Raw genomic sequence first — 20,813 nt, forward strand, 5'->3', positions numbered from 1 at the left:
TTTACTCAGATATAGCCCGCGCAACGCGGGCTGTAAGAATCAGGCTTTCTTAAACATTGGAAGCGCTACTGCAATAATCCCCGCAACCAAAACACCATCAGCCAACATCGACATAAGACGGCCCGTGAAATCTACTGCAACAACCAAGAACAGCAGCACACAGATAATGAGACAACGCAGCTTTCCCATTACAGGTACTGGTCTAGTGACAACTGGAGAGCCTGCGCAATTTTCTTAAGCTGCGCTTCTTCCTCGCTGCCGATACCGTCCTGGTCAGCAATATCAAGACACAGGCACAACACGTTTACCGCGTCGTCAGTTCCCGCAACATCCGCAAGTTCACGCAGAGCCTGAGCATTAGCGCTACGCGGCGATGCTTCATAGCGGGCGCGGATATTACTGCTCATCTGCGCAATTTCACCGGCAAAAGGCGCAAAGGCTGGCAGAGCTGAAATTGTTTTTTCCAGCACGCCGATTTCTTTCGCGTCACAGGTTCCGTCAGCGTACGCAATGGAATAGACGCCCCAAACAGTGGCCTCTACCGCGTCGCGGTTTTCCATTTTTTTAACTTCAACAACGGCTTTACGAGCTTTCTTTTTAAAGATTCCAAACATTGTTATTTCCTCATTTTTAGTTGACTGTCTTCACAATGCCCACGTTATGAGCATTAGGCAGGCGTCAAATTAGATATAACCGGCAACCGGAACAGGCTTACTTTTAATTTGGTTGATAATTTCAGCCTGCAAACCTTCTTTAAATTCTTTGCAGCACTCCCATTCAGGATCGACACGCAAAACAGCGCCGTCACGGGTTTTAATTTCAAAACCTTCCGCCATATTTGGGATGATCACGCCCAGAATAATTCTCAGCTCATTACGAGACATGTTTCACTCCTTTAATAATCAAACGAGCAATGCGAATAATTAAAAAAGCTGACGGCTTAGCCGCTTTTGTTTTCAGCCCGTTTAATAATTCGGACTGATCGCGGCACGGGTGCCAGCGCTTGCCGTTATCTCCTGTAATCCAGCCGTGGCCGTAGTGCATTGCCGGGCTTTGCTTTACCAGGAGCGAGGCGAAAGAAGGTTCGTTTTTCAGCATGACCACCTCACATAAACCCGAAAGTCGCACTGATACCTGTAACCGTATCAATAGTGCTAGCCATGGCTTGGTTAGCCTGCAGACGCGCCTGCATGGATATCGCAGCCAACGCCATAAGGCGGGTGACAGAATTGATGCTGCTGATCACATCGCGCCGCCCAGCTGTTGTCCCAACTTCACCCGACACAGCACCGGCAGCCACACGACCAATTTCAGCTGTCGCGCTCATGACGTAATGCGGGAGTTTTTCTTTTGCCACTTCGTTCGTAGGTACGCACGGCAGGCAATGAATTTGAGCAAGGAAACCATCAACCAGCGTGGAGTCCTCAGTTATATCCGTTAGCAGCCAGATTTCCGGCGGCGTGAGCTGATGGGGCTGCTCAGGGTTAAGCTTGTTGCGCAGCGTCTGGACCTTCATTCCTGCGCGGTCTGCCAGCTTCGCCATATTGTGACGCAATGCAAAAGCGCGGCAGGCTTCATCAAAGTGAGGATGTTTGGAAACGCGATAATCAAACATGCTGTGAGTCCTTTTCTATCCCAAAATGGAACTATCAGGCTTGCATTGCGATTTCACAGCCTTGAGCGGCTTCCATCGTCAACGCGAACATGTTCACTTCAACCAGACCGTTAGCGTTTTCTTTCTTGCGGATTGGTAGGCGCCCTTCGCGAATCATTTGGCGGGCATAGCTGGTTTTATAACCGGTACGGCGGCAGAACTCATCAAGCGTGATATATGGCTCTGACACCACAAGGTTGATACTGGGGCGCATTGATAATTGACGGCTCATGATGCACTATTCCTCTTTTGTAACGTTCTCTACACTATTCGGGAGCGTTCAACACTATTCGACAACTCACTTTGCGTAAATACTATGATCCAAAATTGGAACGGTCAACAAAAAGATTTTACGAATCGTAAATCAATCACACTCCCAAATGGTGGCAAGGACCCCATTGAAAGGATTTGTGCGGCTTATGGTTTCACATCGCGTCAAGCGTTATGCCGTCATTTAGACGTGTCTCAAAGCACAATGGCAAACAGGGTAATGCGCGGTAACTTCCCTGCTGATTGGGTGTTGATATGCGCGATGGAGACTGGAGCATCGCTGGAATGGTTGGTTTATGGACAAGGCAACCCACCTATGCCCATACCACAAAATGAAGCAAACAATCTCAACAGGCACGCGCCAGAACAAACCCAAATAGAGCTTTCTGAAATCCAAAATGGGGTTATAAGCAATCACAAAACGGTATCAATTGCATCAGAGCTACTACCACCGAAAACGAGTGAACCTCGCTTAATTAGTTTCGATGGTGTCATTTGGATAGTTGATACCTTTAGTGGTGAGCTAGTCGATGGTTTCTGGCTGATAGAAATGGATAACGTTATCAGCGTTCGTGAAATGTACCGCTTACCGGGTGGAAGGTTACGGGTTGAAAATGGCAAAGCTTCATTCGAGTGTAATGCTGATGACGTTAAGGCACTTGGGAAAGCAGTCGGCAAAATGGAATTCATAGAGTGAAGAGATGATCGTTTTCATTGAGGCAATAACAATCTTTGTCTGTGGGTTCATAGTGATGCGCACAGCGAAGAAGAAGACAGAAAAAATCACCTGCAGCGTCATTTTGATAGGCGTTTTTTATCTAATTCAACATTTCTCTGCGGTAGGCGCGCATGCTTTTACAGCTTTCGTAATTTTAGGTGCAATTGGCGCCATTCTGGAAATGCTGCGCCCTTCTTCCAAGGGCCCATCAGAATCAGCGGCGGATGCAGCTGTTGACAATGGCGGCACTAACTCGTCAACGAACAGTGCCAGCATTAATCTGAATCTAATTACTTTTCAATATTGTAATTCTGCCGGGGTAGCAACAACGCGCGAAGTTAATGTTAAGAATGTGGGTTTAGACTGCCTTACTGGTTACTGCAACTTACGCAAAGAGATCAGAACGTTTCGGATTGATCGCATTACTAACCAAGAAATTGTCCTTCGAGAATCCGGCGAGGTGATGAATGTCTATGACTGGATCACCATGTTATATCCACTTCCAGAGGAATAATTTATGGCAGTAAGCAAACTCCCCAATGGTAAGTGGCAAGCCCAGGTATTCCCGAACGGCCGCGAAGGAAAACGCATCCGGCGCCAGTTTGCCACTAAGGGCGAGGCTCTGGCATTCGAGCGCCATGTAAAGGAACAAGCCCAGGATAAGCCGTGGCTGGGCGAGAAGACAGACAAACGCCGCGTTCGGGATTTGGTTACAGCCTGGTATAACGCACATGGTGTAACACTCGCTGATGGCGAGAAGCGTAAAGGCGCAATGGAGTTTGCCTGTCTCGCTATGGGCGATCCCCTCGCAACTGAATTCAACGCAAAATTATTCTCAACGTATAGAGAGCAGCGTTTAAGCGGGAAAATAACCCGCTCAGATCGCGTTAAGTCCGTAACTCCTCGCACGGTAAACCTGGAACTGGCTTACTTTCGGGCTATGTTCAATGAGCTGAAAAGACTTGATGATTGGACAGCGCCAAACCCTCTCGAAAACGTCAGAGAGTTTAAGATTGCAGAAGTTGAGCTAGCCTGGCTTACGGTTGAGGAAGCGACGCGCTTGCTTGAGGAATGCGAGAAAAGCAAAGCAGGTGATTTAACCACGATTGTCAAAATCTGCCTTGCGACCGGCGCAAGATGGGGAGAGGCTGAAAGCTTAACTGGCAAGCAGATAAGCCCCGGCAAAATAACCTTTATCAAAACGAAAGGTAAGAAAAACCGTGCGGTTCCAATCAGTGATGAGCTTTACGAATTGCTACCCAAAAGTCGAACCTCGAAGCCACTCTTTACCGGATGTTATTCAGCATTCAGGAGCGCGATAAAGCGCGCGGGAATAGAGCTGCCAGACGGCCAGCTGTCGCACGTTCTACGACATACTTTTGCCAGCCATTTCATGATGGGGGGCGGCAATATTCTGGTCTTACAACGCATACTTGGACATACGGATATTAAAGTGACAATGCGGTATGCTCACTTTGCCCCCGACCATCTAACAGAAGCGGTTCAACTTAACCCCTTAAACCTAATTGGTGGCAGCAAAATGGCAGCACAGCGCAGCACTATGCAATACTTTTCGACAATATACGAAATCCTATGCGCTTGAATTTACTGTAAATCATTGTTTTTAATGAAATACGGTTCGGACTCATAATCGCTTGGTCGCTGGTTCAAGTCCAGCAGGGGCCACCAAATTTTAGATGTAGAATCAAAGAATTAAGCCACTCGATTGAGTGGCTTTTTTATTGGTTTTTTATGAGCCGGTGGCACCGCCGTTAACCGTGACTCAACGAAGCCGTTCGGACACGTTCAGAGGCGCCAGGAGTTGCAATCAGACGCTCTACGGATTCCATCGTCACGAACGTACAGCTGCAGTCCACATTGGTGCACTGATGATAGCGCTCTTTGGTGTTTTCACTTAAATAGCGACTGGTACGCGCATGCGCTGAATGCTTGCACTTAGGACAATGAAACATACACCCTCCCTTTAATTCACTTTATGTGAATTAATAATACTCAAAAACAACGTAATGGCAAATGAATTACTCTCTATCCACAGAAAATTTTTCGTCGGTGACGTTCAGCTCAAGGTTCAGCTGCGTGGTAAATCCACTCCCGCTCAGCGTATGAACCACTTCGCTGATGATCCACGCCTGCTCGTCAATGACTCGTTTAAAGCCGTTAACCAGCACCGGCGTTTCGGGAAACAGATCGGCTCGCCCCAGCGCCAGCTGGATAGAAAATTTCACGGTTCCCCGCTGAAGCGCGCGCCACTTCGCCTCCGCAGCCCTGAGCGCCTGCTCTTCAGACGCATACACCGTAGCAAGCTCAAACACGTTCTCCGCCGATCCCACCAGCCTCTCTTTCGGCTTCGGCTCCATGCCTTTAGCTCCCGACGCGGCGGCATCCGGATGCTGTAGCACCTCTGTGGGCTGCCCCCCAACTTGGCGATTAATACTCAATTGAGTATTTTGCTGTTTTGGATCGCGCGTTTGCAGCCATTTGGCCGTCACGCCGGAATAACTTTCACGGTCGGCGACGGAAAAAAGGTGCCGATCGCCATCCCCACGTTCAATCATCATTAAGGGAATCGCTGTGCCGCTGGCCGTCACGGCCTGGCCCGCTTTCATGAAAATGACCTTCCCGGCTTTGATGGAAACAAATGCACCATTGCGTTCGGCCAGGCGGGTGAGAAACGCCGCGTCAGTCTCCTGAGACTGGTCAATATGAGAAATGGCAATGGATGAAAGCCCAGCCGCAACGCTTGTGGTCAACTGGTTCCGCTGAGCGATAGTAGTGACTATCGCGCCGATCGTCGTGTCATGCCACGACTGTTCGCGCCGCACGTTTAGCTTCCCACGAAAATCCGCGCTGCATCCCCGAATGGTCAGGGTGTCCGGCGCCCCCCGAAATTCAATTGTGTCGATCGTGAAGTTCCCTTTCGGCTGGAGCGGAGCTCCCTCCCACCCCAGCCATAAGGAGAGCGTTGCTCCCCGGGCTGGCAGGTCTAACAGCCCATCGGAATCATCCAGTTGAATATCCAGCTGATCGGCTTCAAGCCCACGTTTGTCGGTCATGGATAAACTGATAAGGCGGTGGCTGAAATTTTGCGTGATATCACGGTCGTTAAGCTTAAGCATAAAGTCAGGGGCGATTTTGCCGCCCGCCCGGATATTCATCTCGGCGATCATCCCACCAGCCCTCCAATACTATTACGTGCGCTCGTCACCAGCTCTTCAGCCTGCGTTCTCAGATCGCCAAACATCTTCATCAGCGATTCGTCCACGCGTTTTAGCGACAGGGAAAATTCAATTTTTCGCGCGGTACCATCGCTGTAGAAATCCGAATGTGTATGCGTGACTTTCTCAATGATAAACATGCCGTGAATGATGCCGGTACCATCTATCAACGGCCATGCCCGCCCTTCATTCGCCATCAGCTCAACCGCCTTGAGAGAAAGCCGCCCTCCCGTGAGCTCCGGGTAAAGTACTCCGGTGAGGCTAAAGGAGGTCTCACCTTCGCCAAGATATTGCCAGGCTTTGGGCTTCCCGATGCGATCGTTGGACGCCCAGCGGTAGTCCTTTGTAAACTGCATTGTCTGATACGGTAAGGTTCGTCGTTCAAAGACAAACAGACCCAGCACCATTAACATTTTCTCTCTCCTCAACCATACATAAAGCTGGATTGCTGCCGTCTCGCTTTATCCTGTTCAATGTTATCTATTGCCTCTCGGATTTGACGCGTCAGATCCATTCCGGAGGCCGGGCCTCCCTGCAGGGTAATGTTGTACTCGCTTTTACTCTGATCGACGTAAGAGCGTCCCCCTGTGGCGATGGTTGGTTGATACCCTTGGTAACCGCCATAGGTCCCCGTACCCGGAATATAAGAGCTGCCCACAGGAGAGGATGCCGCTTCTGCTTTTGCCGCAGCGGAGTCGAGATTGCCCGACTCGTTTTTGATAAGACCGAGTTTCTCCAGCAGCCAGCTGGCCTTGCCGCTCAGGCTGTTAAAGAGATCAAGCGGTGCCGTTAACGCATCGCCCAACGCCTGCCCAAAAATCACGCCAGCATTTTTACAGCCATCCAGCGTTTCCTGCGTCGCCTTGATCGGCGCAACCAAATCGGTGAACCATTGCCAGATACCGCCCAGCTTCTCCGAGATAGCATCAAATACCGTTATCACCGGTGAGAACATCGCCCCCAGTTGTGCGAAGGCCGTCGAAAGCCCTTCCATCACCCCGCCAAAGAAGGCGCTGATGGGTTCCCAGTATTTAAAAATCAGCAAGGCTCCGGCGGCAATCGCCGCGCCAAGGGCAATCACCGGCCAGCTAAGGGCACCCAGCACCGTCATGATGGCGCCGCCCACCACGCTGAATACCGTTCCCAACATCCCGGCCGCGGTGATGATCATATTGACGCCCGTCAGAACCGGGGCGATAACTGTTCCTACGCCGCCCAGTACGCCAGCAAACGCCTGCGCGCCGACAACAATGCTGGCGAGAGTCTGCGTCAGCTCAGGGTTGGCATTCACCCAAAGGGAGGCCGTGCTGAGCCAGCCGGTTGCGGTTGTTATCAGGTTGCGCAGAGCGCCATCCGCTTTATCGAACACGTCAATCTTCAACCCGCTCCACGCGGCCTGGAATCGGTTGATATCGCCGTCAAGATTATCGGTCTGAACGGAAGCCGCGAGCGCGGTACTGCCCTTTGCCCCCTGCAGCTGCTTACGTTTTTCATCAAGCGATCCATCACCCGCGGCGGAAACCAGCGCCCCTGCGGCTTTTATGGCATCCGGAGTCTGAACCTGGCGCAACATCGCGCTGAGCGCGTCCCCGGCGGCAGCACCGTACATCCCCTTTTCCGCCAGAACGCCAAGCCGCGCCGTTGTCTCTTCAAGCCCGATACCGGCGGCGTCCGCGGCTGGCGCAGCGGCGTTCAGGGCCGCCGCCATCTCAGCGAGGCTGGTATTTGAAGAGGTAGAACCGCGCGTAAGCACATCTGCGATGCGTCCCGCGTCCGCATCGGCCAGGCTGTACGCGGCCTGCGTGCTGCTGATAATATCGGCCGCTTTTGCCGCGTCGACATTCCCCGCCAGGCTGAGGTTGACCGTTGGCGCGGTGGCCGCAAGCAGCCCATCGGCGTCATAGCCTGAACGGGTCAGTTCGCTCTGTGCCCGGACGACCGTATCTGCAGGTACTCCGGTCCTGGTACTGACCTCCCGCGCCTGCTGGCGAATGGCCTCAAGCCGGGAATCCCCCTTATCCAGACCAAGGTTTGCCTGAATGGCAGACATCTGCTTTTCAAAGCTGATGCCAGGCGCCATAAAGCGGGACGTCTGGTCAAAGCCCGCTTTTGCTATGCCTACACCCGCATTAGCCAGCTGCTGCACCCGCGCGACAGCGCGCTTGCCTGACTCGTAGCGGTTCTGAACGGTACTCAGCCGCTCCTGCTGCTGGTTGACGCGGGCCAGCGCATCCCGCTGCCGGTTAAGCTGCTGCGTTTTCTCGCTGATGTTGGTTCGTAGACGACGCTCGTCCGACGAAAGCGTGCGCGTGTTTATCCCCGCCTGTGCGAGCTCAGCACGTTGACGCTGTACCGAGTAGCGTAAGCTGTTGTACTCAAGCTTAAGATCGGCTGCCGATTTTCGGGCCGCGGACAGCGCATCAGCCTGTGCCTGGGTGGGGTTTTGCGTGTTTTTAAACTGCACCGCCAGCGCCGCTGCCTGCTGTTTCGCCTGAGCAAGGGACTGCTCCGTCATGGCGAGCTGGCCGTTTGCTTTCCTGAAGCCGTTGATACGCCCCGCCTGCTCATCGAGTGCCCCGAGCGCCACCTGCGCATCGCGGATATCGTTCGCGAGAGTGAGGCTGGCGTTATGGAGAGCGTTAAGCGGTCGGGTTGCCCGGTCGACAGCCTTAAGCAATTCCTGAAGTCTGACATTATTACTCATGGTGGTTTCCGCTTCGCTGCAGCGCTTTTTCGCGCCATAAGAGGAGTTCGGTCACGCTCAGGGTGTATAGCTCTGACGGCGGCCAGTGAAATATCACCGCGATATCCGCCATCAGATCGTCGACCGACAGATTTTCAGGAAATTTCAGCGAGCCGAAGCCGGTGACAAAAAACCGATCACCTTGCCTGCAAAAGAGAGCAGATCGCAGGCATCCAGGCGCGCAACCTCGTGCTCGGTCAGGGCTGGCGAGGTCATTCGCGGCAGCACCTTGATCAGCGCATCTACGTCAGATTGCGCCAGCGACGCCAGCGATACCCCTCGCAGGGTCCCTGCATTCGGTTTTGAAACGGTCACCTTTTCAATTTTTTGCTCACCGCGCTGAACGGGGCTATCAAGCGTGACGATATGTGGATTTTCGTTCATGGCGATCTCGTTGGTATTTTCCATTTCGTTACTCTTCACAAAGTTAACTTACCGGCCGGCGATCCCGGCCGGTTAAAGGGTTACAGGCCGATGGCCTTACGGTGTTCTGCCAGGCGATCGACGCCATCGACTTTCAGCACCATGTTGATGATGTCGATTTCGATGATCTCTTTGCCATCAATGGTCAGCTGGTAGTAGGCGCACTCGGTGGACATTTTGGTGGTGCCGCTCTCGCCCTGCTTGTTTTCACCGCCATCAAACTCTTTATGACGACCGCGCATGACGATTTCGACGGCGGAAATTTCGCCGGTGTCATCGCGCTGATAAGAGCCGGTAAAGCGCAGCGGCACGCTGTCCGCGCCCGGAGAGGCATACTGCGCCCACAGCGCGGCGTCCGGCAGACCGCCAACGGTCCACTCCAGCGCCAGGGCATCATCGTCCAGGCCGAGATCGACAGAGACCGAGCCGGGCATACCGCCGCCGCGATACTTCTCCAGCTTGCGGGTAAGCTTCGGCAAGGTGACGGACTCAACAACGCCCATGTAGCTCAGGCCATCGTTGAACATATTCAGATATTTCAGTTTGCGTGGTAACGCCATGCTTCAGCTCCTTAGCTATTAACCGAATCTGACAGGTCTGCCAGATAGGTATCGGTGATGCGCTGGCGCAGGGTCAGATTTTCCAGCGGCGGGACAGGGGTGTAGTCATAATCGATATACAGTTTCCCCGCTTTCAGGGTTGATGCGTCGTTCGACTCAGGGTCATACCAGCAGGAGCCGTCGACGATATAGCCGTTGGTTTTCAGCTCGCGGAACTTGGCATTAATACCGGAGACGATGTCGCGGATAAGCGTTGGCGTGATGGGTTTATCCATCGCCCACGCGTGCGCTTCCGCCATGGTATCGGCCAGCACCTGCGCGGTACGGGTGTAGTTTTCAAAGACGAATAATGGATCGTCTGAACAGGTGCGGTTACCCCAGAATTTGAAGCCGTCGTTGCGAATCAGCGTGGTGACGCCAGCCTGGTTAAGCAGGTTCGCGTCGGTGGCCTGTTCCTGCAGATCCCAGGAGACCGAAGCGCTTACGCCAGTGACGCCGTTAACGCCAACGTTTGACAGGGTTTTATGCCAGCCCATTGTCTGATCGATTTTGGCACGCAGGCCAAGCGCTCGGGCGGTCGCCCAGGCCATTGTCGTCGCATTCGTAGTGGTATCCCACGCCAGAAAATCAGGGTGGATAACCATCAGCTCGCGCTGGCTAAAGTTTTTGCGGTAGTTGATCGCCTCAGAAATGGTTTTGCACCCCCATGCGCTGACATAGCCAAACGCGCGCAGGCTCTGGCACGTGGCGGCCAGAGCGGTCGCCACTTCCTGAGAGTCCAGCCCCGGTATGCCGAGAATGCGTGGCTTAACGCCGGTCACCGTTTTCGCCGTAAGAAGCGCCTTCAGACCGGTGTATTTACCGTTTTCATCAGTGGTACCGATGATGTTGGAAACGGTCTGTTTGCGGGCCTCTTCCGGGGTCTCTGCAGTGCCTTCAGCCACGCGAACAACCACGACAACCGGTTTACACTGGTCGGCGATCGCCTGCAGAGAAGCGGACAGCGTCCCCGCCTTGCCGGCTTTCGCAATCGCAGTTTGTACGTTGGTAATGAGCACGGGCTCGTTTAAAGGAAATGTCTTGTCGTCAGCATCGCTGGCCGTACAGACCATGCCGATGATTGCCGTCGAGACGGTGGAAATGGTGCGGGTGCCATCGTTGATTTCGATAACTTCCACGCCGTGGTGATAGTCGCCCATCCGGTTAACTCCTTCGTTTAGTGGTGAGGCTATTGTCTGTGGAGCGCGCGATTGATGCGACGTATTGGGGTTGGGGAAAGGATTACACAACAAACGAAAAGCCCTCCGGAGGGAGGGCTTGGGGTCAGGCAGGGCGTTCGGGCCAGTCGATATCAGGGGCAGTACTGAAATCCAGCCGGTTTAGCGTCACCCGGTAGCGCTTCCAGAGTAACAACGTGGCTGCTTCCTCGTTTGTTGCAATGCCGAGCTCGAAAGCATCCTGGAGGGGGGCAATAACATCCGAAGCTTCGGCAAGCAATTCACCTCTTCTGGTTTCCGCCTGTTGAATTAATTCCTCCCGGGTCAACTGGCGTGGAATAATTTTAGTGCCATTCCATACCCACTCACCGTGTATATTCAGCCCTTCAGGCACGTCTGTTGGATCAACTTCTGAAACTGACATCCCCAGAGGAAAAAGGCGATCAGCATCATTACTAAAAGAGCGAATAATATTATTTTTGTCGTAGCAAATTTTCAGTGTTTCAGGCTGAAATCGTGACATATGATAATACCAGTCAAGCCCCTCATCTGACTGAAGAAATATAGCATTAAACAAAAACTCTTTGTATTTTGGTTCATATTGAACGAAATTTTTAAGGGTAATCATGCTGTATGACCTACAGTAATCCATCCGATATTAGACATGTACTTCTGAATTGGGCGATAGAAAATGGTATCGCCACCGGGGTTATCACCTTCAAAGTTGTAGCCTGTCATAGCACATCCAGGAGGCACACGCTGCCAGGCATTTTTTACAATCGTAAATGCTCCCTCCGCACCCATGGCAACATCCCGGACAAAGTATTGCAGTGTCCAGTCCTGTCGTGCATAAGGGCTTAAATCCTGCTGAGGGGGTGGATTGTTTGATGAGTAAACTCGTACTCTGCCACCAGATTCAAATACACCTTGCCCTGAATAGATATTTCCACTATTCGCAATCGCTCCATCAGGAGCAACTGTTGCCAGAAGATGATTATTCATCAAAATAGCGAAGCCGGTAACGTCGGTTCCTCCCCCTCTCGTCAGACCGATAGCCATTGAATTGTCATACCATTCAAACACCGCGCCAGAGACAATCCCACCCACACCAGGCTGAGCACTTACAAGTGTCGCTGTGTTTCTTTCAGATGGCAGCGTGCCCACACTTCTAAACCTGAATGTGCCGTTATAACCTCCGCCATTCGCTGATACCGCGCCAACCTCGTCAGGGGTGGGTTTATTTACGGTATCATACTGTTTTGTCCATGGTGACCACATACCGCTGTACAGCGTACGGATATATGAACGAGATCCAACGTATATCCGGTAAACCTGCGTAATACCTGCGTGTTTAAAAATCTCAAGCGCCCCGGCAACAGCCTCAGGATAGTTTTTCCCGGTTTGCGCCTGCGCGTTTGAGGGCTGATAATACAGTCCCGGTGTGGTATAGGCATTCAGATCAGCAGCATTACCTATTTCCACAGCCTGAGTATTAAAAATATCCTGGGCGGTGATACTGATATCTTCCGTCAGAATATGTCCGTTAACCTTTCTTCCTGATGGCACACGGCCATTAGCATTATCGTTAGCAGCCTTAACCGCTTTCGGCGTCGCCGCCAGCACTTCTGAGGAGCTATCAGTCGCACTACTAAGCTGAGTAAACCCTTTAGCCGTTAGCGTTGCATCAGGATGGCGACGAGACTGCTCATGTTCTTCAAGCTTCTCATCAACGTACTCCTGGGTCGCCATTACCGTAGACGTATCTATCGAGAGTTCGACTGACTCAATGTCGCTTACCATGATGACCATACGCACGGTCTGCGCACGTCCGGATCCTTCCGCCAACAACGGCTTATAGCTTTCTGCCATGTTCCCAACGGCAATCAGTGTCCCCGTGTCATCATAGAGGCCCATTTCTCGCATCCAGAAACCACCGGTTTCAGGCGGAATGAGCAGCTCCGCGATCACATAATTTTGATGCTTGTTATCCTGGCTGATTTTATTAAGCGCGTGGCGCCAGACTTCATTAACCAGCTTCGTCTGCCCGGCATCAGGCACCGGCAACGTGCCCCCACCGTCACCCACCGCCATCGCCGTAAAATTCACTTTCTTGCCGTTCGGGACGGTCGCTGCAGCCAGTTTTTCGGCACCGGCTTTGGTGATAACCGTTTTATATTTCACTGTCATTGTGCTCTCACTTATTCGGGATAAACCGTGATGATGTCGCCGTCATAGCCCAAGGCGCCGGTATAGAGATAACCCGGAATGTCCTGGATGATATTCAGGCCAATAAGGTGGCGGCTGGCAGGCTTTGCATCAGCAACCAGCCTCTCCATTTCGTAATACATTTCCTCGTTAATACCGGTGTCCAGCACGCCAATATCAAGGCGGAAAGTGCCGGGCGGATCGTTGGTTTCCCACCACTCGGTGATGTTAATCAGATAGCCAAGCGGCTCCACCACGCGACGCACGGCGCCAATCGTCCCTTTGTGGGCATGGATAAACCACGCCGCGCGGATCACGTCCCGCTTGGTGGCTTCCGGCCAGCTCTCGTCCCAGCGGTCAACCGAAAATGCCCATGCCAGCCACGGCAGCAAATTCGCCGGGCAGGTATCCACATTCCAGAGGTGGCGCAGCGGAACGGGCGTATTTTCGATGTCCGCACAGGCGCGCGCTGCCGCGACCTCAAGGGGCGATGAGCCAACCGGTAAAAGGCGGGTGTTACTCATCGTTCCCTCCCACGGTTACGCTGTAGTGGCTGCACCATGAGGCCTGGGTTTCATCAAGCACGATGTCAGCCGCGGGTGCGGTCAGTTCCACCCGCTGCACCCCTTCTACGTGAAGAGCGGCATAAATGGCGGACTTGCGAATATCGCGTCCAAGACGATGCTGAGCCGTGATATAGGCCTGTAACCGGGTTCTTGCCGCGTTGAGTACCGGCTCGCTTTCGGGGCCGGGAAAAAGGAAAAGCGATGCTTCGATGCTGTAATCAACTATTTTGGCCGACTGGACGGTAACGCGGTCGGCAACCGGCCTGATGTCTTCATCGTTTAGGGCGTTACGAACAATAGCGATCAGCTCTTCAGACGCTATGCCGTTATTCTCCCGGGAGAGTACGGAAATCGTGACGTTCGCCGGCTGCGGACTGATGACGGAGATGTCCGCTACCCGGCCATCGGCACTGCGGCCATGGAACTGGTACGCGCCCGTCGAACCGGCCACGCTCAGCCCTTCCGGCGCCTGCTGGATGCGCAGACGAAAATCGGTATCGGACTCCATCACAGCCGGCGTGGGTGGGAACGTGGTGTCGTCGGCAGGGGCGATCACCAGACGCGCAAGATTAGCGTTTGCCCCAATCTGCTCCAGATCGCTGCCCGCTGCATAGGCTAACATGACCGCACGCGCGGCCTCGTTAACCCGCTGACGCCACATGACTTCCCGGTAGGCATTCTCCTGCAGCAGCTTCACAATCGGCTCGGATTCCAGGGTCAGCGTCCGTGCAATCGCCTCTCGCTCCTCTTCCGGATAGAGCGAGACAAAGGTGGCCTTTCGTTCTGCCAACAGCGTTTCATAATCCACCTCCTCCACGACATCAGGCGCGGCGAGCTGGCTCAGATCAACAATAGCCATAGCGTTTAACTCAGTGAAATGGTGATAGAAAAGGATTGTCCGGAGGTCGGGCGCGTGCCGGTGATATCAACATACAGCGTCCCGTCGTTCTCCGAACGCTCGAAAGTGATGGCCGTCAGGCTTATCCGCGGCTCCCATTTCTGGATGGCGGAATAGCAAGCGGACATGATTTGCAGGCGCAGCGCCGGGTTCTGCGGCCTGTCGATCATCGCCGCCAGCAGCGAGCCGTAGTCCCGGCGCATAACCCGCGAGCCAATCGGCGTGACTAGAATGTCGCGCACGCTCTGCCGGATGTGTTCAGCCTCTGAAATGCTCAGCCCGGTCTGCCTGTTCATTCCCCTGTATCGCACCGTCATTGTGTCCCCTTAGTCCAGCTTCCGCCGCTTTGCACGCTGCCGTGCGCGTGGTTGTCCACCTGCACCCCGTTGGAGGTGAATTTACCGCCGGAATGCTCAATATTTCCGGCCATCACACCGCCCTGCTGCACTTCAAGAGAGGCGGTAATTAACTTGTTGGTACACACCACTTCAGGCGTATCCAGCGTGATGCGGGAAGTTGACGTCACCCGCACCTCCGGCACGGTGGCGGTCAGCGATTCCGAGGCGGTAATGTCGGCCGTTTTAATGCCAGTAACCGTCAGCGCCCCGCGTTCGGGTTCGTACTCGATCACCGCGCCGTCAGGGAACGATACATGGAGCGCGTCAGACGACCCGGACGGGGCCGGATGGTCGTCCGAGAAAATGCCGGGCAGCACAAAGGCGGTATCAAGCTCGCCTCCGATGGCCAGCAGCAGCACCTGCTCGCCCTCGGAAGGCGCCCACCAGACGCGTGAACGTCCCGCACGACAGGTTAGCCAGTTCAGCCAGGTAGTTTTCATCCCGCCGGTCTGGACACGACAAAGCCCTCTGTTGAGGTCAACCTCGGTCACAACACCGATACGAATCAGATTGCGGATCGCGCGAGCGATACCGTTCATGGAAGTTAATGTATTCATGAGAAGAGAATGCCGTTCAGGAGGAACGGCAGCAACGAGACGGGGTTTTATGCGGGATGAAACAACACGGCGCGGGGGAAATTACGCCTCCCACTGGCTGACCAGCTCACCGTTGATGTACAACGACGTCGGACGCGTGACGGGCTCCGGCAGCGGCGGCTCCGGGGAATACGTCACGTGCAGAGCGCTCTGATCCTGTGCAACAAGCATGCGCTCGGTTAATTGCAAACTGATGCTGATATCCATCGTATCGTCATCGTTTAAGACGATCGTGAAGGAACATCCGTTTTTACGGCCTTCATCAAGGGTAAAAATGTCCGGCTGGTTTTCCCGAAGCCAGGCCAGCACGGGAACGAACAATCCCTCGCTGTCGCCGGTGAAACCGCTGACCTTTGCATTCAGTTGATAGTGTTTTTCAAAGGAGAGCGAGGAGGCCAGGCGGGCGTCAATATGCCCGCTTCCGACCGAGATCTGCAGGCGTTCCGGGCTGGCGTTCAGTTGGGGGATCGCGTCAATTAATGCCTGGCGCAGGCTCTTGAGTTTGTGCATCGAATTTATCCTGACAGTTTTTAATGGTTCCAACCTGCAGCGCGCAGGCGATAAGGGCATACTCAAGCCTGCGAATATCCGCGCTGAGATCGCCGTTAGTGGCGGGTTCGCTGCCCGGCATCGGGCAGAGGCTCACCTTCGGGCAGGCGTGGTAAACAATGGGCTGCGGAGGCGCAGGCGGTGCGGGTGTGCAACCTGCGGACAGCATCAGGCAGCCGAGCGTTATACCAGCGGCGTAACACTTCATTTTCATTAAGTAATCTCCCGATAGTCGCTTCCCGTTTCGCGCTCTCCTCACCCGCAGTGACAAGCGCCTCACGGAGCCTGACCTGGGCGTTTTCGTTTGATCGGGCAATCCGTTGCGACAGGGACAGCTGATGGTTAAGCGTGGCGAGGGCATTTTTTTGCTCGCTGGCGACCCGGTTAGCCGTAGCTAAAGAACGGGACAGGGTCAGGTTGTCATGACGGAGCCACAGCGTGATGGCCAGCAGCCCGGCCAGCGCCAGCATGAGGGCTCTCATGGCAACCCCTTCGTGCACCATACCTTCTCGCGGACACGGCGATTTTCGAGCCCGGTATTTTTAACGCCGTTGACGTACACCCAGCGGGTAAGCTGCTCGCACGCCTGCGACCACTGTTTACGCTTGATAAAGGACACCAGCGTCGAACGGCAGGCAGCGCCTGCGCCGACATTAAACGTGAAGCTCACCAGCGCGTCGTAGACCCGAGGCGGCATCTCCACCGGCGCGCACGCCGCCAGCCGCCGCTCCACGTTGAGCACGTCAGCGACCAGGTTTGCCGCGGCCTCGCGTTCGGTAATGTCCCGCGTGGGCACAACGTTTGCCGTGTGGCCAATGCCTGACGTCCACACCCCGGCACTACACCGGTAGGGCGAGAGGCGGCATCCTTCAAGATCGGCAATCAACGCCAGCCCCTCCGGAGACGTTTTCAGTAACCGAAAATCAGGCATCAGCACCGCCAGGGCCAGCACGCCGGCGACGCTGCAACGCTTAATGATTGAGTTCACGAATGCTCTTCTTATCGAGGCCAAGAGATTTGAGATAGCGCCAGGTTTTTCGCTTAAACCAGTAATTCGTCAGCGCGGTAAAAATGGCGCAAAGACTTCCCACGTACAGCGCGACTTTGTCAGGAGACATCGCCCCGAACCAGGCCAGCGCCACGGCCAGCCAGTAGGCGATAAACGTGGTGATTTTCTCCAGGCTCAGTCCCATAGGTTTACGGATTCTTTTGTGGGGGCGCTATCCACCTCCGGCATCTCTACCGGCGTGCCGTGAGGCAAGATAACCCCTAACTCCGCGAGGCCAGAGTTGGCCTTCAGAACGGCTTCAACGACGCCAGCCGTGCGCCCATAAAAGCGGGCGCAAACGGCATCAAGCGTGTCCCCCTGCATTGCATAGATCTTCATCAGTCGCTCCCAACATCCGGTTTCCAGGTACTGAAGAGTTTCCCGGGCCAGCAGGCTTTTCGCTATCGCTGACGGATGGACGCTCGCGGACACAACAAACCATCCGAGGGAAGCGAAGCGCGGTTCAATGGGAACGTAAAAATCTAATGAGGGTGTTCGGTCCGGGTAACAAAACCGGGTTTAGCGCCAGCTCTCGTCTTCCCAGACTTCCCGGAGAATAGTGTCCAGCGCCTCGCGATCGGCCTCTTTTTCAAGCCCCTGGAGCTCTACCCCCGTCACCGAGCCTACTCTCACGGTCACCCTCGTTGACGGAAACAGGGACCCTATTCTGCGGGTCAGTTCGCACTGAAAGGCTTCGGCGACGGACTGGCCAGCCAGCCGATCTTTATCGAGAGTAATGTTCACCCGAACGTTACTCTCTTTTTTGATTCGTTCCGGAACAGGCGATGCCGAGAAAACAACGGTAAAGGCGTTGTTCTTGATTAAATTTCCCCGCGCAATCTCAGCAATCAAATTCAGGGCAATCTCACGATCTCTTTCCTGACACGTTCCTTCTGTCGTCAGCCGAGCAATCATCTCGACTCGTTCAATCATGACCTGCTCGTTCAACTCTCTGTCCACACAACCTCCACCACGAGATACTGTATAAACATACAGTAGCATGTATTCATAAAAAGAGTGAAGCGAAAAATCAGAACCTTTAACGGTATGTACATGATATCGATAAAGATTAGCGTACTCGACTGGTTAACAGATCCGTTAAATACCCAATACGTTCAAGGATTTTCCGCGCCTTTTCCTGATAAGAACACGCTGCAGGAAATAGCGTTCCGTCAGCTGCGCCCCTGCACCATTTGTCGTTAAAACGGCTAACGCCTCCGGCCATAAGATGCAGGGCCTCGCCCCGGCTGATGGCTATCCCGGTGGCGAGCCGTATCTCGTCAATCACCTTCTCTGGTACCCCGTTCTGCGGGTCGCTCGCGAAAACGATGGGCGACGTAGCGCCGGGGCGGATGAATTTGATGCGTTCGGTTAATGCCCGTCTCGCACGCCGGCTTAGGGGCTGAGACAGATCGTCCTGCGTACAGTTATTGACAGAACTCCGAGAGGGCTCAGGCGCATTCTTAATTTCCGAGGCCCTCTTCGGCACAATTTTCCACTGGGTGAGCCGGGTGACAATCGGGCTGCCCGCGCCGACGGCGGAGTCGTACACGCCACGAATACGGACCGTTTCCTCGCCGTACTGGTTAAACCCGGCGCGCGGTCCATACAGCGTGCGCACCTGTAAATCATCGCGACGGACAAACGGCCCTCCCTGCGCAGTAACGTAACCCGCCCAGTCACCGGCGTCGGCGGCATCATGGACGGCGGCAAACTCAACGCTCAAGCCGCGCGCGGCCTCAGTATCCGCCATACGTCGCAGCTCGCGGTAGACCGTTACCGGCGCGCCGCCGATGAACTGAAACTGACGAATGTGCCAGCGTCCCGCCCAGGCCGAAACGGCGGACGCCGTCTCCTTCAGAAGCCCGCCGCTTTCGTTATCGGTCTCGCCATCGAGCGCATAGCCGTCGATATTCTTTGAGATGTATTTGGCTATGTAACCGGTAGCACTGCCTTTCTTAGGATCGATCGCTTCCGCGTGAAAGCGCGCTCTTATGGCACTTTCGCTCTGCAGCTCAACAGCATCCTCCTGCCGCGCGTAATCCCCGATAATCTGGCGAACGCAGTCAACATCTTCCGGCAGCATAAACATCAGCATGTGCCAGTGGGGCGTACCGTCGTGATGGGGTTCCGCAACGCGGATACCAAAAATACGTCGCCCGTCCCGGTGGAGTTTTGCCCGGATACGTGCCCAGAGACGGGTAAAGTAGCCTTGCGTATCCGCCGGGCTGGCCCCGTTCCACTTAGCGTTGGGGTAGCCCGATTTCACGGTCGCGTGATACTGCGCGGGCGCGGTTAAGGTATAGAACTCGCCCACGTAGCCCAGCGCCTCACAGATATTTTCAAACCCGCGGATGCGGGTCATCAGTTCACAGCGGCGTATCGCCGGGTTAGACACCGAGGTATCGTATTTTTCAATCAGGCTGATGCGGTTGCCCTCTTCATCTTCAAGCTCCATGCCCTTGAGAAATTCGCGGGTGCGGCGCTTCTGCTCGCGCCACTCGGTCACGCAGCGCCTGCTCGCATACGCCGTTCTCTTTTTGCTGACGTTGCCGAGGGCAATCTGCAAATGCTCGCGCCAGGCCGCCGCGATACGGCGCAGGCGCCTGCGCCACCACACCTCGGAAAACATGCGGATCACCGCCGAGGCAACGTCATCTTTGTTGAAAAACGTCTTTGACACCCGTTCCCAGTGGGGAGGCGAAACGTTGAACTGCCGGGCGATCAGTCCGGCGCGCTGGTACCAGACGTAAAGCGTCCGGTATTCGCCCATCTCAGCATCGTTAATATTCGCCAGCTCGCCGCGAATAAAGCTGGCGATATCTGCGGCCAGCAGGTCGATGTCCGCGCGGGACATATCCGGAAGACGGTTATAGCGCGTAACCAGCTCAACCATCCTCGAAGCGAGGTATTGCAGAATCTGGGTGTCGAAATGGTCATTAAACACGGCCCTGGAGACCGTATTGTGCAGGCCCTTGCAGGCATAGCGTTCAGAGACCAGACGCAGGCGGGGCAACATCCTTTTGCAGAAGCGGATCGAGAAAGCATTAGCCTTCAGGCTGCCCTGATGCTGCTCGAGGGCGTCAATCGTGCGCCAGACCTCGAAGCGCACGCAGTCAGGCTGCTGTGAGAGGGCAATTCTTGCCTGCTGCAGCGCCGCGAAGAGGCGATCGCGACGCTGCTGTTGGGTGTGCGTGAGGTAAGGGCTGGCAATGGCCGACCGTGGAGCGTTCCACGGATAAGCAAATGACGTCGCCAACTCATCCTCCCCGGACGTGTTTATTTTTCATCTCCGCGATCTCCTGGCATGTGATGCACAAGGCCACTCCAGGTACCGCCTTTCGACGCGCCTCAGGTATCGGCGCATCGCAGTCCTCGCACAGAAAACGCGAAGGCGATGCGGGTCGCCTGCGGGCGCTGTTAATGTGGCGCTCTCGGTCTTCCTGCTCGCGCGCCTGCGCAAGATCGATAAAATCGGCCATCAGTGCAGCTCCTGTGATTCACGCTCGTAGCGGGCTGCCTCGTGGCAGAGCAGTTCGGCAACGTCCTCTCCGCTCATGCCGGTTTTGTAGATATGGCTCGCCAGCACCTCCAGGCGCAGGGAGACCGCGAGGGCTCGCGCGCATCGTTCCTCAGTTTTAGCCTCCATCAGCAGGCGTTTCAGTTCTTCACTTCCGATCGGATATGGACGGTTTTCACTGTTTCGCATCACGCGTTCTCCTTAATTTCAGG

Annotated in this window: 33 protein-coding genes; 3 read left to right on the forward strand and 30 right to left on the reverse strand. The window is 54.6% G+C overall.

Annotated features, from left to right (window positions below; genetic code table 11):
• Positions 1–39: 39 nt before the first annotated feature.
• The 6 genes from ACMWL8_RS08515 to ACMWL8_RS08540 form a co-directional block, all read right to left on the reverse strand.
• Positions 40–189, reverse strand: a complete 150-nt coding sequence (locus ACMWL8_RS08515) for a DUF3927 family protein (protein ID WP_017382390.1) — start codon at positions 187–189, stop codon at positions 40–42.
• Positions 189–614, reverse strand: a complete 426-nt coding sequence (locus ACMWL8_RS08520; protein WP_045260146.1) for a tellurite resistance TerB family protein — start codon at positions 612–614, stop codon at positions 189–191. Before ACMWL8_RS08520 ends, ACMWL8_RS08515 begins: the two co-directional genes overlap by 1 nt.
• Positions 615–683: 69 nt before the next feature.
• Positions 684–884, reverse strand: coding sequence for a hypothetical protein (locus ACMWL8_RS08525; protein ID WP_017382392.1), 201 nt, complete (start codon positions 882–884; stop codon positions 684–686).
• Complete coding sequence (locus ACMWL8_RS08530; protein WP_017382393.1) at positions 874–1,098, reverse strand: phage filamentation protein Fil family protein; 225 nt, start codon at positions 1,096–1,098, stop codon at positions 874–876. Before ACMWL8_RS08530 ends, ACMWL8_RS08525 begins: the two co-directional genes overlap by 11 nt.
• A 7-nt stretch (positions 1,099–1,105) precedes the next feature.
• Positions 1,106–1,615: a phage regulatory CII family protein gene (locus ACMWL8_RS08535; protein WP_045260145.1), complete on the reverse strand. Its 510-nt coding sequence runs from the start codon at positions 1,613–1,615 to the stop codon at positions 1,106–1,108.
• A 34-nt stretch (positions 1,616–1,649) separates the two neighbouring features.
• Complete coding sequence (locus ACMWL8_RS08540; protein ID WP_026080532.1) at positions 1,650–1,886, reverse strand: hypothetical protein; 237 nt, start codon at positions 1,884–1,886, stop codon at positions 1,650–1,652.
• Between the two features lie 84 nt (positions 1,887–1,970).
• On the opposite strand from ACMWL8_RS08540, the gene ACMWL8_RS08545 reads away from it, so the two are divergent.
• From ACMWL8_RS08545 to ACMWL8_RS08555, 3 genes are read left to right on the forward strand one after another with little or no spacing between them, the layout of a single operon-like run.
• Positions 1,971–2,621 (forward strand): phage repressor protein CI, encoded by a 651-nt coding sequence (locus ACMWL8_RS08545; RefSeq protein WP_045260144.1) that lies wholly within the window; start codon positions 1,971–1,973, stop codon positions 2,619–2,621.
• Between the two features lie 4 nt (positions 2,622–2,625).
• Entirely contained in the window at positions 2,626–3,156 is a 531-nt protein-coding gene (locus ACMWL8_RS08550) for a hypothetical protein (protein ID WP_045260143.1), read from the forward strand.
• 3 nt (positions 3,157–3,159) lie between these two features.
• Positions 3,160–4,245 carry a tyrosine-type recombinase/integrase gene (locus tag ACMWL8_RS08555; RefSeq protein ID WP_017382398.1) on the forward strand — a complete coding sequence of 362 codons (1,086 nt, stop codon included), beginning with the start codon at positions 3,160–3,162 and terminating at the stop codon, positions 4,243–4,245.
• A 169-nt stretch (positions 4,246–4,414) separates the two neighbouring features.
• Here ACMWL8_RS08555 and ACMWL8_RS08560 read toward each other — a convergent pair whose 3' ends face one another.
• The 24 genes from ACMWL8_RS08560 to ACMWL8_RS08675 form a co-directional block, all read right to left on the reverse strand.
• Positions 4,415–4,615, reverse strand: a complete 201-nt coding sequence (locus tag ACMWL8_RS08560; RefSeq protein ID WP_052682964.1) for an ogr/Delta-like zinc finger family protein — start codon at positions 4,613–4,615, stop codon at positions 4,415–4,417.
• A 66-nt stretch (positions 4,616–4,681) separates the two neighbouring features.
• Positions 4,682–5,830, reverse strand: a complete 1,149-nt coding sequence (locus ACMWL8_RS08565) for a phage late control D family protein (protein WP_045260141.1) — start codon at positions 5,828–5,830, stop codon at positions 4,682–4,684.
• Entirely contained in the window at positions 5,827–6,291 is a 465-nt protein-coding gene (locus tag ACMWL8_RS08570) for a phage tail protein (protein ID WP_041908056.1), read from the reverse strand. The genes ACMWL8_RS08565 and ACMWL8_RS08570 overlap by 4 nt, the downstream gene beginning before the upstream one ends.
• Before the next feature lie 11 nt (positions 6,292–6,302).
• A complete protein-coding gene (locus ACMWL8_RS08575; RefSeq protein ID WP_045260140.1) occupies positions 6,303–8,582 on the reverse strand; it encodes a phage tail tape measure protein in 2,280 nt (759 codons plus the stop codon).
• Positions 8,575–8,694: a GpE family phage tail protein gene (locus ACMWL8_RS08580; protein ID WP_041908052.1), complete on the reverse strand. Its 120-nt coding sequence runs from the start codon at positions 8,692–8,694 to the stop codon at positions 8,575–8,577. Before ACMWL8_RS08580 ends, ACMWL8_RS08575 begins: the two co-directional genes overlap by 8 nt.
• A gap of 32 nt (positions 8,695–8,726) precedes the next feature.
• A complete protein-coding gene (locus ACMWL8_RS08585; protein WP_041908050.1) occupies positions 8,727–9,029 on the reverse strand; it encodes a phage tail assembly protein in 303 nt (100 codons plus the stop codon).
• Positions 9,030–9,085: 56 nt separating this feature from the next.
• Positions 9,086–9,604 carry a phage major tail tube protein gene (locus ACMWL8_RS08590; protein ID WP_023309235.1) on the reverse strand — a complete coding sequence of 173 codons (519 nt, stop codon included), beginning with the start codon at positions 9,602–9,604 and terminating at the stop codon, positions 9,086–9,088.
• Positions 9,605–9,615: 11 nt separating this feature from the next.
• A complete protein-coding gene (locus ACMWL8_RS08595; RefSeq protein WP_045260139.1) occupies positions 9,616–10,803 on the reverse strand; it encodes a phage tail sheath protein in 1,188 nt (395 codons plus the stop codon).
• Positions 10,804–10,927: 124 nt separating this feature from the next.
• Positions 10,928–11,449 carry a tail fiber assembly protein gene (locus ACMWL8_RS08600; RefSeq protein ID WP_045260138.1) on the reverse strand — a complete coding sequence of 174 codons (522 nt, stop codon included), beginning with the start codon at positions 11,447–11,449 and terminating at the stop codon, positions 10,928–10,930.
• Positions 11,446–13,008, reverse strand: coding sequence for a phage tail protein (locus ACMWL8_RS08605; protein WP_065366020.1), 1,563 nt, complete (start codon positions 13,006–13,008; stop codon positions 11,446–11,448). The genes ACMWL8_RS08600 and ACMWL8_RS08605 overlap by 4 nt, the downstream gene beginning before the upstream one ends.
• An 11-nt stretch (positions 13,009–13,019) precedes the next feature.
• Positions 13,020–13,550: a phage tail protein I gene (locus ACMWL8_RS08610; protein ID WP_045260137.1), complete on the reverse strand. Its 531-nt coding sequence runs from the start codon at positions 13,548–13,550 to the stop codon at positions 13,020–13,022.
• A complete protein-coding gene (locus tag ACMWL8_RS08615; RefSeq protein ID WP_045260136.1) occupies positions 13,543–14,451 on the reverse strand; it encodes a baseplate assembly protein in 909 nt (302 codons plus the stop codon). The genes ACMWL8_RS08610 and ACMWL8_RS08615 overlap by 8 nt, the downstream gene beginning before the upstream one ends.
• A gap of 5 nt (positions 14,452–14,456) precedes the next feature.
• Complete coding sequence (locus tag ACMWL8_RS08620) at positions 14,457–14,807, reverse strand: GPW/gp25 family protein (RefSeq protein WP_045260135.1); 351 nt, start codon at positions 14,805–14,807, stop codon at positions 14,457–14,459.
• On the reverse strand, positions 14,804–15,445 hold the full coding sequence (locus tag ACMWL8_RS08625; protein WP_041908037.1) for a phage baseplate assembly protein V: 642 nt from the start codon (positions 15,443–15,445) through the stop codon (positions 14,804–14,806). Before ACMWL8_RS08625 ends, ACMWL8_RS08620 begins: the two co-directional genes overlap by 4 nt.
• Positions 15,446–15,526: 81 nt before the next feature.
• Positions 15,527–15,994 (reverse strand): phage tail protein, encoded by a 468-nt coding sequence (locus tag ACMWL8_RS08630; protein WP_045260134.1) that lies wholly within the window; start codon positions 15,992–15,994, stop codon positions 15,527–15,529.
• Positions 15,957–16,202: an Rz1-like lysis system protein LysC gene (gene lysC / locus ACMWL8_RS08635; RefSeq protein ID WP_082071000.1), complete on the reverse strand. Its 246-nt coding sequence runs from the start codon at positions 16,200–16,202 to the stop codon at positions 15,957–15,959. The genes ACMWL8_RS08630 and lysC overlap by 38 nt, the downstream gene beginning before the upstream one ends.
• A complete protein-coding gene (gene lysB / locus ACMWL8_RS08640; RefSeq protein ID WP_045260133.1) occupies positions 16,090–16,515 on the reverse strand; it encodes an Rz-like lysis system protein LysB in 426 nt (141 codons plus the stop codon). The genes lysC and lysB overlap by 113 nt, the downstream gene beginning before the upstream one ends.
• On the reverse strand, positions 16,512–17,021 hold the full coding sequence (locus ACMWL8_RS08645) for a lysozyme (protein ID WP_045260132.1): 510 nt from the start codon (positions 17,019–17,021) through the stop codon (positions 16,512–16,514). Before ACMWL8_RS08645 ends, lysB begins: the two co-directional genes overlap by 4 nt.
• Positions 17,005–17,226, reverse strand: a complete 222-nt coding sequence (locus tag ACMWL8_RS08650; RefSeq protein ID WP_045260131.1) for an HP1 family phage holin — start codon at positions 17,224–17,226, stop codon at positions 17,005–17,007. The genes ACMWL8_RS08645 and ACMWL8_RS08650 overlap by 17 nt, the downstream gene beginning before the upstream one ends.
• Positions 17,217–17,420: a tail protein X gene (locus ACMWL8_RS08655; protein ID WP_042715252.1), complete on the reverse strand. Its 204-nt coding sequence runs from the start codon at positions 17,418–17,420 to the stop codon at positions 17,217–17,219. Before ACMWL8_RS08655 ends, ACMWL8_RS08650 begins: the two co-directional genes overlap by 10 nt.
• Positions 17,421–17,600: 180 nt before the next feature.
• The gene (locus ACMWL8_RS08660) at positions 17,601–18,041 is read right to left on the reverse strand and encodes a DinI-like family protein (RefSeq protein ID WP_041908026.1); all 441 of its coding nucleotides are present in this window, start codon (positions 18,039–18,041) and stop codon (positions 17,601–17,603) included.
• 109 nt (positions 18,042–18,150) lie between these two features.
• Complete coding sequence (locus ACMWL8_RS08665) at positions 18,151–20,340, reverse strand: replication endonuclease (protein ID WP_045260130.1); 2,190 nt, start codon at positions 20,338–20,340, stop codon at positions 18,151–18,153.
• A gap of 1 nt (position 20,341) precedes the next feature.
• Positions 20,342–20,563: a TraR/DksA family transcriptional regulator gene (locus ACMWL8_RS08670; RefSeq protein WP_041908022.1), complete on the reverse strand. Its 222-nt coding sequence runs from the start codon at positions 20,561–20,563 to the stop codon at positions 20,342–20,344.
• Positions 20,563–20,790, reverse strand: coding sequence for a DUF2732 family protein (locus ACMWL8_RS08675; RefSeq protein WP_045260129.1), 228 nt, complete (start codon positions 20,788–20,790; stop codon positions 20,563–20,565). The genes ACMWL8_RS08670 and ACMWL8_RS08675 overlap by 1 nt, the downstream gene beginning before the upstream one ends.
• Between the last annotated feature and the right edge of the window lie 23 nt (positions 20,791–20,813).

Source organism: Enterobacter sp. 04-C-12-SI-ECC (assembly GCF_047530715.1).
GTDB lineage: Bacteria > Pseudomonadota > Gammaproteobacteria > Enterobacterales > Enterobacteriaceae > Enterobacter > Enterobacter bugandensis.

Bases quoted from the DNA above. Each gene is read 5' to 3' on its own strand.
- ACMWL8_RS08630 (WP_045260134.1), bottom strand. From the start codon at position 15,994: ATGCACAAACTCAAGAGCCTGCGCCAGGCATTAATTGACGCGATCCCC.
- ACMWL8_RS08575 (WP_045260140.1), bottom strand. From the start codon at position 8,582: ATGAGTAATAATGTCAGACTTCAGGAATTGCTTAAGGCTGTCGACCGG.
- ACMWL8_RS08565 (WP_045260141.1), bottom strand. From the start codon at position 5,830: ATGATCGCCGAGATGAATATCCGGGCGGGCGGCAAAATCGCCCCTGAC.
- ACMWL8_RS08580 (WP_041908052.1), bottom strand. From the start codon at position 8,694: ATGGCGGATATCGCGGTGATATTTCACTGGCCGCCGTCAGAGCTATAC.
- lysB (WP_045260133.1), bottom strand. From the start codon at position 16,515: ATGAGAGCCCTCATGCTGGCGCTGGCCGGGCTGCTGGCCATCACGCTG.
- ACMWL8_RS08615 (WP_045260136.1), bottom strand. From the start codon at position 14,451: ATGGCTATTGTTGATCTGAGCCAGCTCGCCGCGCCTGATGTCGTGGAG.
- ACMWL8_RS08590 (WP_023309235.1), bottom strand. From the start codon at position 9,604: ATGGCGTTACCACGCAAACTGAAATATCTGAATATGTTCAACGATGGC.
- lysC (WP_082071000.1), bottom strand. From the start codon at position 16,202: ATGCTGTCCGCAGGTTGCACACCCGCACCGCCTGCGCCTCCGCAGCCC.
- ACMWL8_RS08650 (WP_045260131.1), bottom strand. From the start codon at position 17,226: ATGGGACTGAGCCTGGAGAAAATCACCACGTTTATCGCCTACTGGCTG.
- ACMWL8_RS08560 (WP_052682964.1), bottom strand. From the start codon at position 4,615: ATGTTTCATTGTCCTAAGTGCAAGCATTCAGCGCATGCGCGTACCAGT.
- ACMWL8_RS08535 (WP_045260145.1), bottom strand. From the start codon at position 1,615: ATGTTTGATTATCGCGTTTCCAAACATCCTCACTTTGATGAAGCCTGC.
- ACMWL8_RS08570 (WP_041908056.1), bottom strand. From the start codon at position 6,291: ATGTTAATGGTGCTGGGTCTGTTTGTCTTTGAACGACGAACCTTACCG.
- ACMWL8_RS08540 (WP_026080532.1), bottom strand. From the start codon at position 1,886: ATGAGCCGTCAATTATCAATGCGCCCCAGTATCAACCTTGTGGTGTCA.
- ACMWL8_RS08675 (WP_045260129.1), bottom strand. From the start codon at position 20,790: ATGCGAAACAGTGAAAACCGTCCATATCCGATCGGAAGTGAAGAACTG.
- ACMWL8_RS08525 (WP_017382392.1), bottom strand. From the start codon at position 884: ATGTCTCGTAATGAGCTGAGAATTATTCTGGGCGTGATCATCCCAAAT.
- ACMWL8_RS08530 (WP_017382393.1), bottom strand. From the start codon at position 1,098: ATGCTGAAAAACGAACCTTCTTTCGCCTCGCTCCTGGTAAAGCAAAGC.
- ACMWL8_RS08655 (WP_042715252.1), bottom strand. From the start codon at position 17,420: ATGAAGATCTATGCAATGCAGGGGGACACGCTTGATGCCGTTTGCGCC.
- ACMWL8_RS08520 (WP_045260146.1), bottom strand. From the start codon at position 614: ATGTTTGGAATCTTTAAAAAGAAAGCTCGTAAAGCCGTTGTTGAAGTT.
- ACMWL8_RS08605 (WP_065366020.1), bottom strand. From the start codon at position 13,008: ATGACAGTGAAATATAAAACGGTTATCACCAAAGCCGGTGCCGAAAAA.
- ACMWL8_RS08600 (WP_045260138.1), bottom strand. From the start codon at position 11,449: ATGATTACCCTTAAAAATTTCGTTCAATATGAACCAAAATACAAAGAG.
- ACMWL8_RS08545 (WP_045260144.1), top strand. From the start codon at position 1,971: ATGATCCAAAATTGGAACGGTCAACAAAAAGATTTTACGAATCGTAAA.
- ACMWL8_RS08595 (WP_045260139.1), bottom strand. From the start codon at position 10,803: ATGGGCGACTATCACCACGGCGTGGAAGTTATCGAAATCAACGATGGC.
- ACMWL8_RS08610 (WP_045260137.1), bottom strand. From the start codon at position 13,550: ATGAGTAACACCCGCCTTTTACCGGTTGGCTCATCGCCCCTTGAGGTC.
- ACMWL8_RS08585 (WP_041908050.1), bottom strand. From the start codon at position 9,029: ATGGAAAATACCAACGAGATCGCCATGAACGAAAATCCACATATCGTC.
- ACMWL8_RS08555 (WP_017382398.1), top strand. From the start codon at position 3,160: ATGGCAGTAAGCAAACTCCCCAATGGTAAGTGGCAAGCCCAGGTATTC.
- ACMWL8_RS08670 (WP_041908022.1), bottom strand. From the start codon at position 20,563: ATGGCCGATTTTATCGATCTTGCGCAGGCGCGCGAGCAGGAAGACCGA.
- ACMWL8_RS08625 (WP_041908037.1), bottom strand. From the start codon at position 15,445: ATGAATACATTAACTTCCATGAACGGTATCGCTCGCGCGATCCGCAAT.
- ACMWL8_RS08550 (WP_045260143.1), top strand. From the start codon at position 2,626: ATGATCGTTTTCATTGAGGCAATAACAATCTTTGTCTGTGGGTTCATA.
- ACMWL8_RS08620 (WP_045260135.1), bottom strand. From the start codon at position 14,807: ATGACGGTGCGATACAGGGGAATGAACAGGCAGACCGGGCTGAGCATT.
- ACMWL8_RS08515 (WP_017382390.1), bottom strand. From the start codon at position 189: ATGGGAAAGCTGCGTTGTCTCATTATCTGTGTGCTGCTGTTCTTGGTT.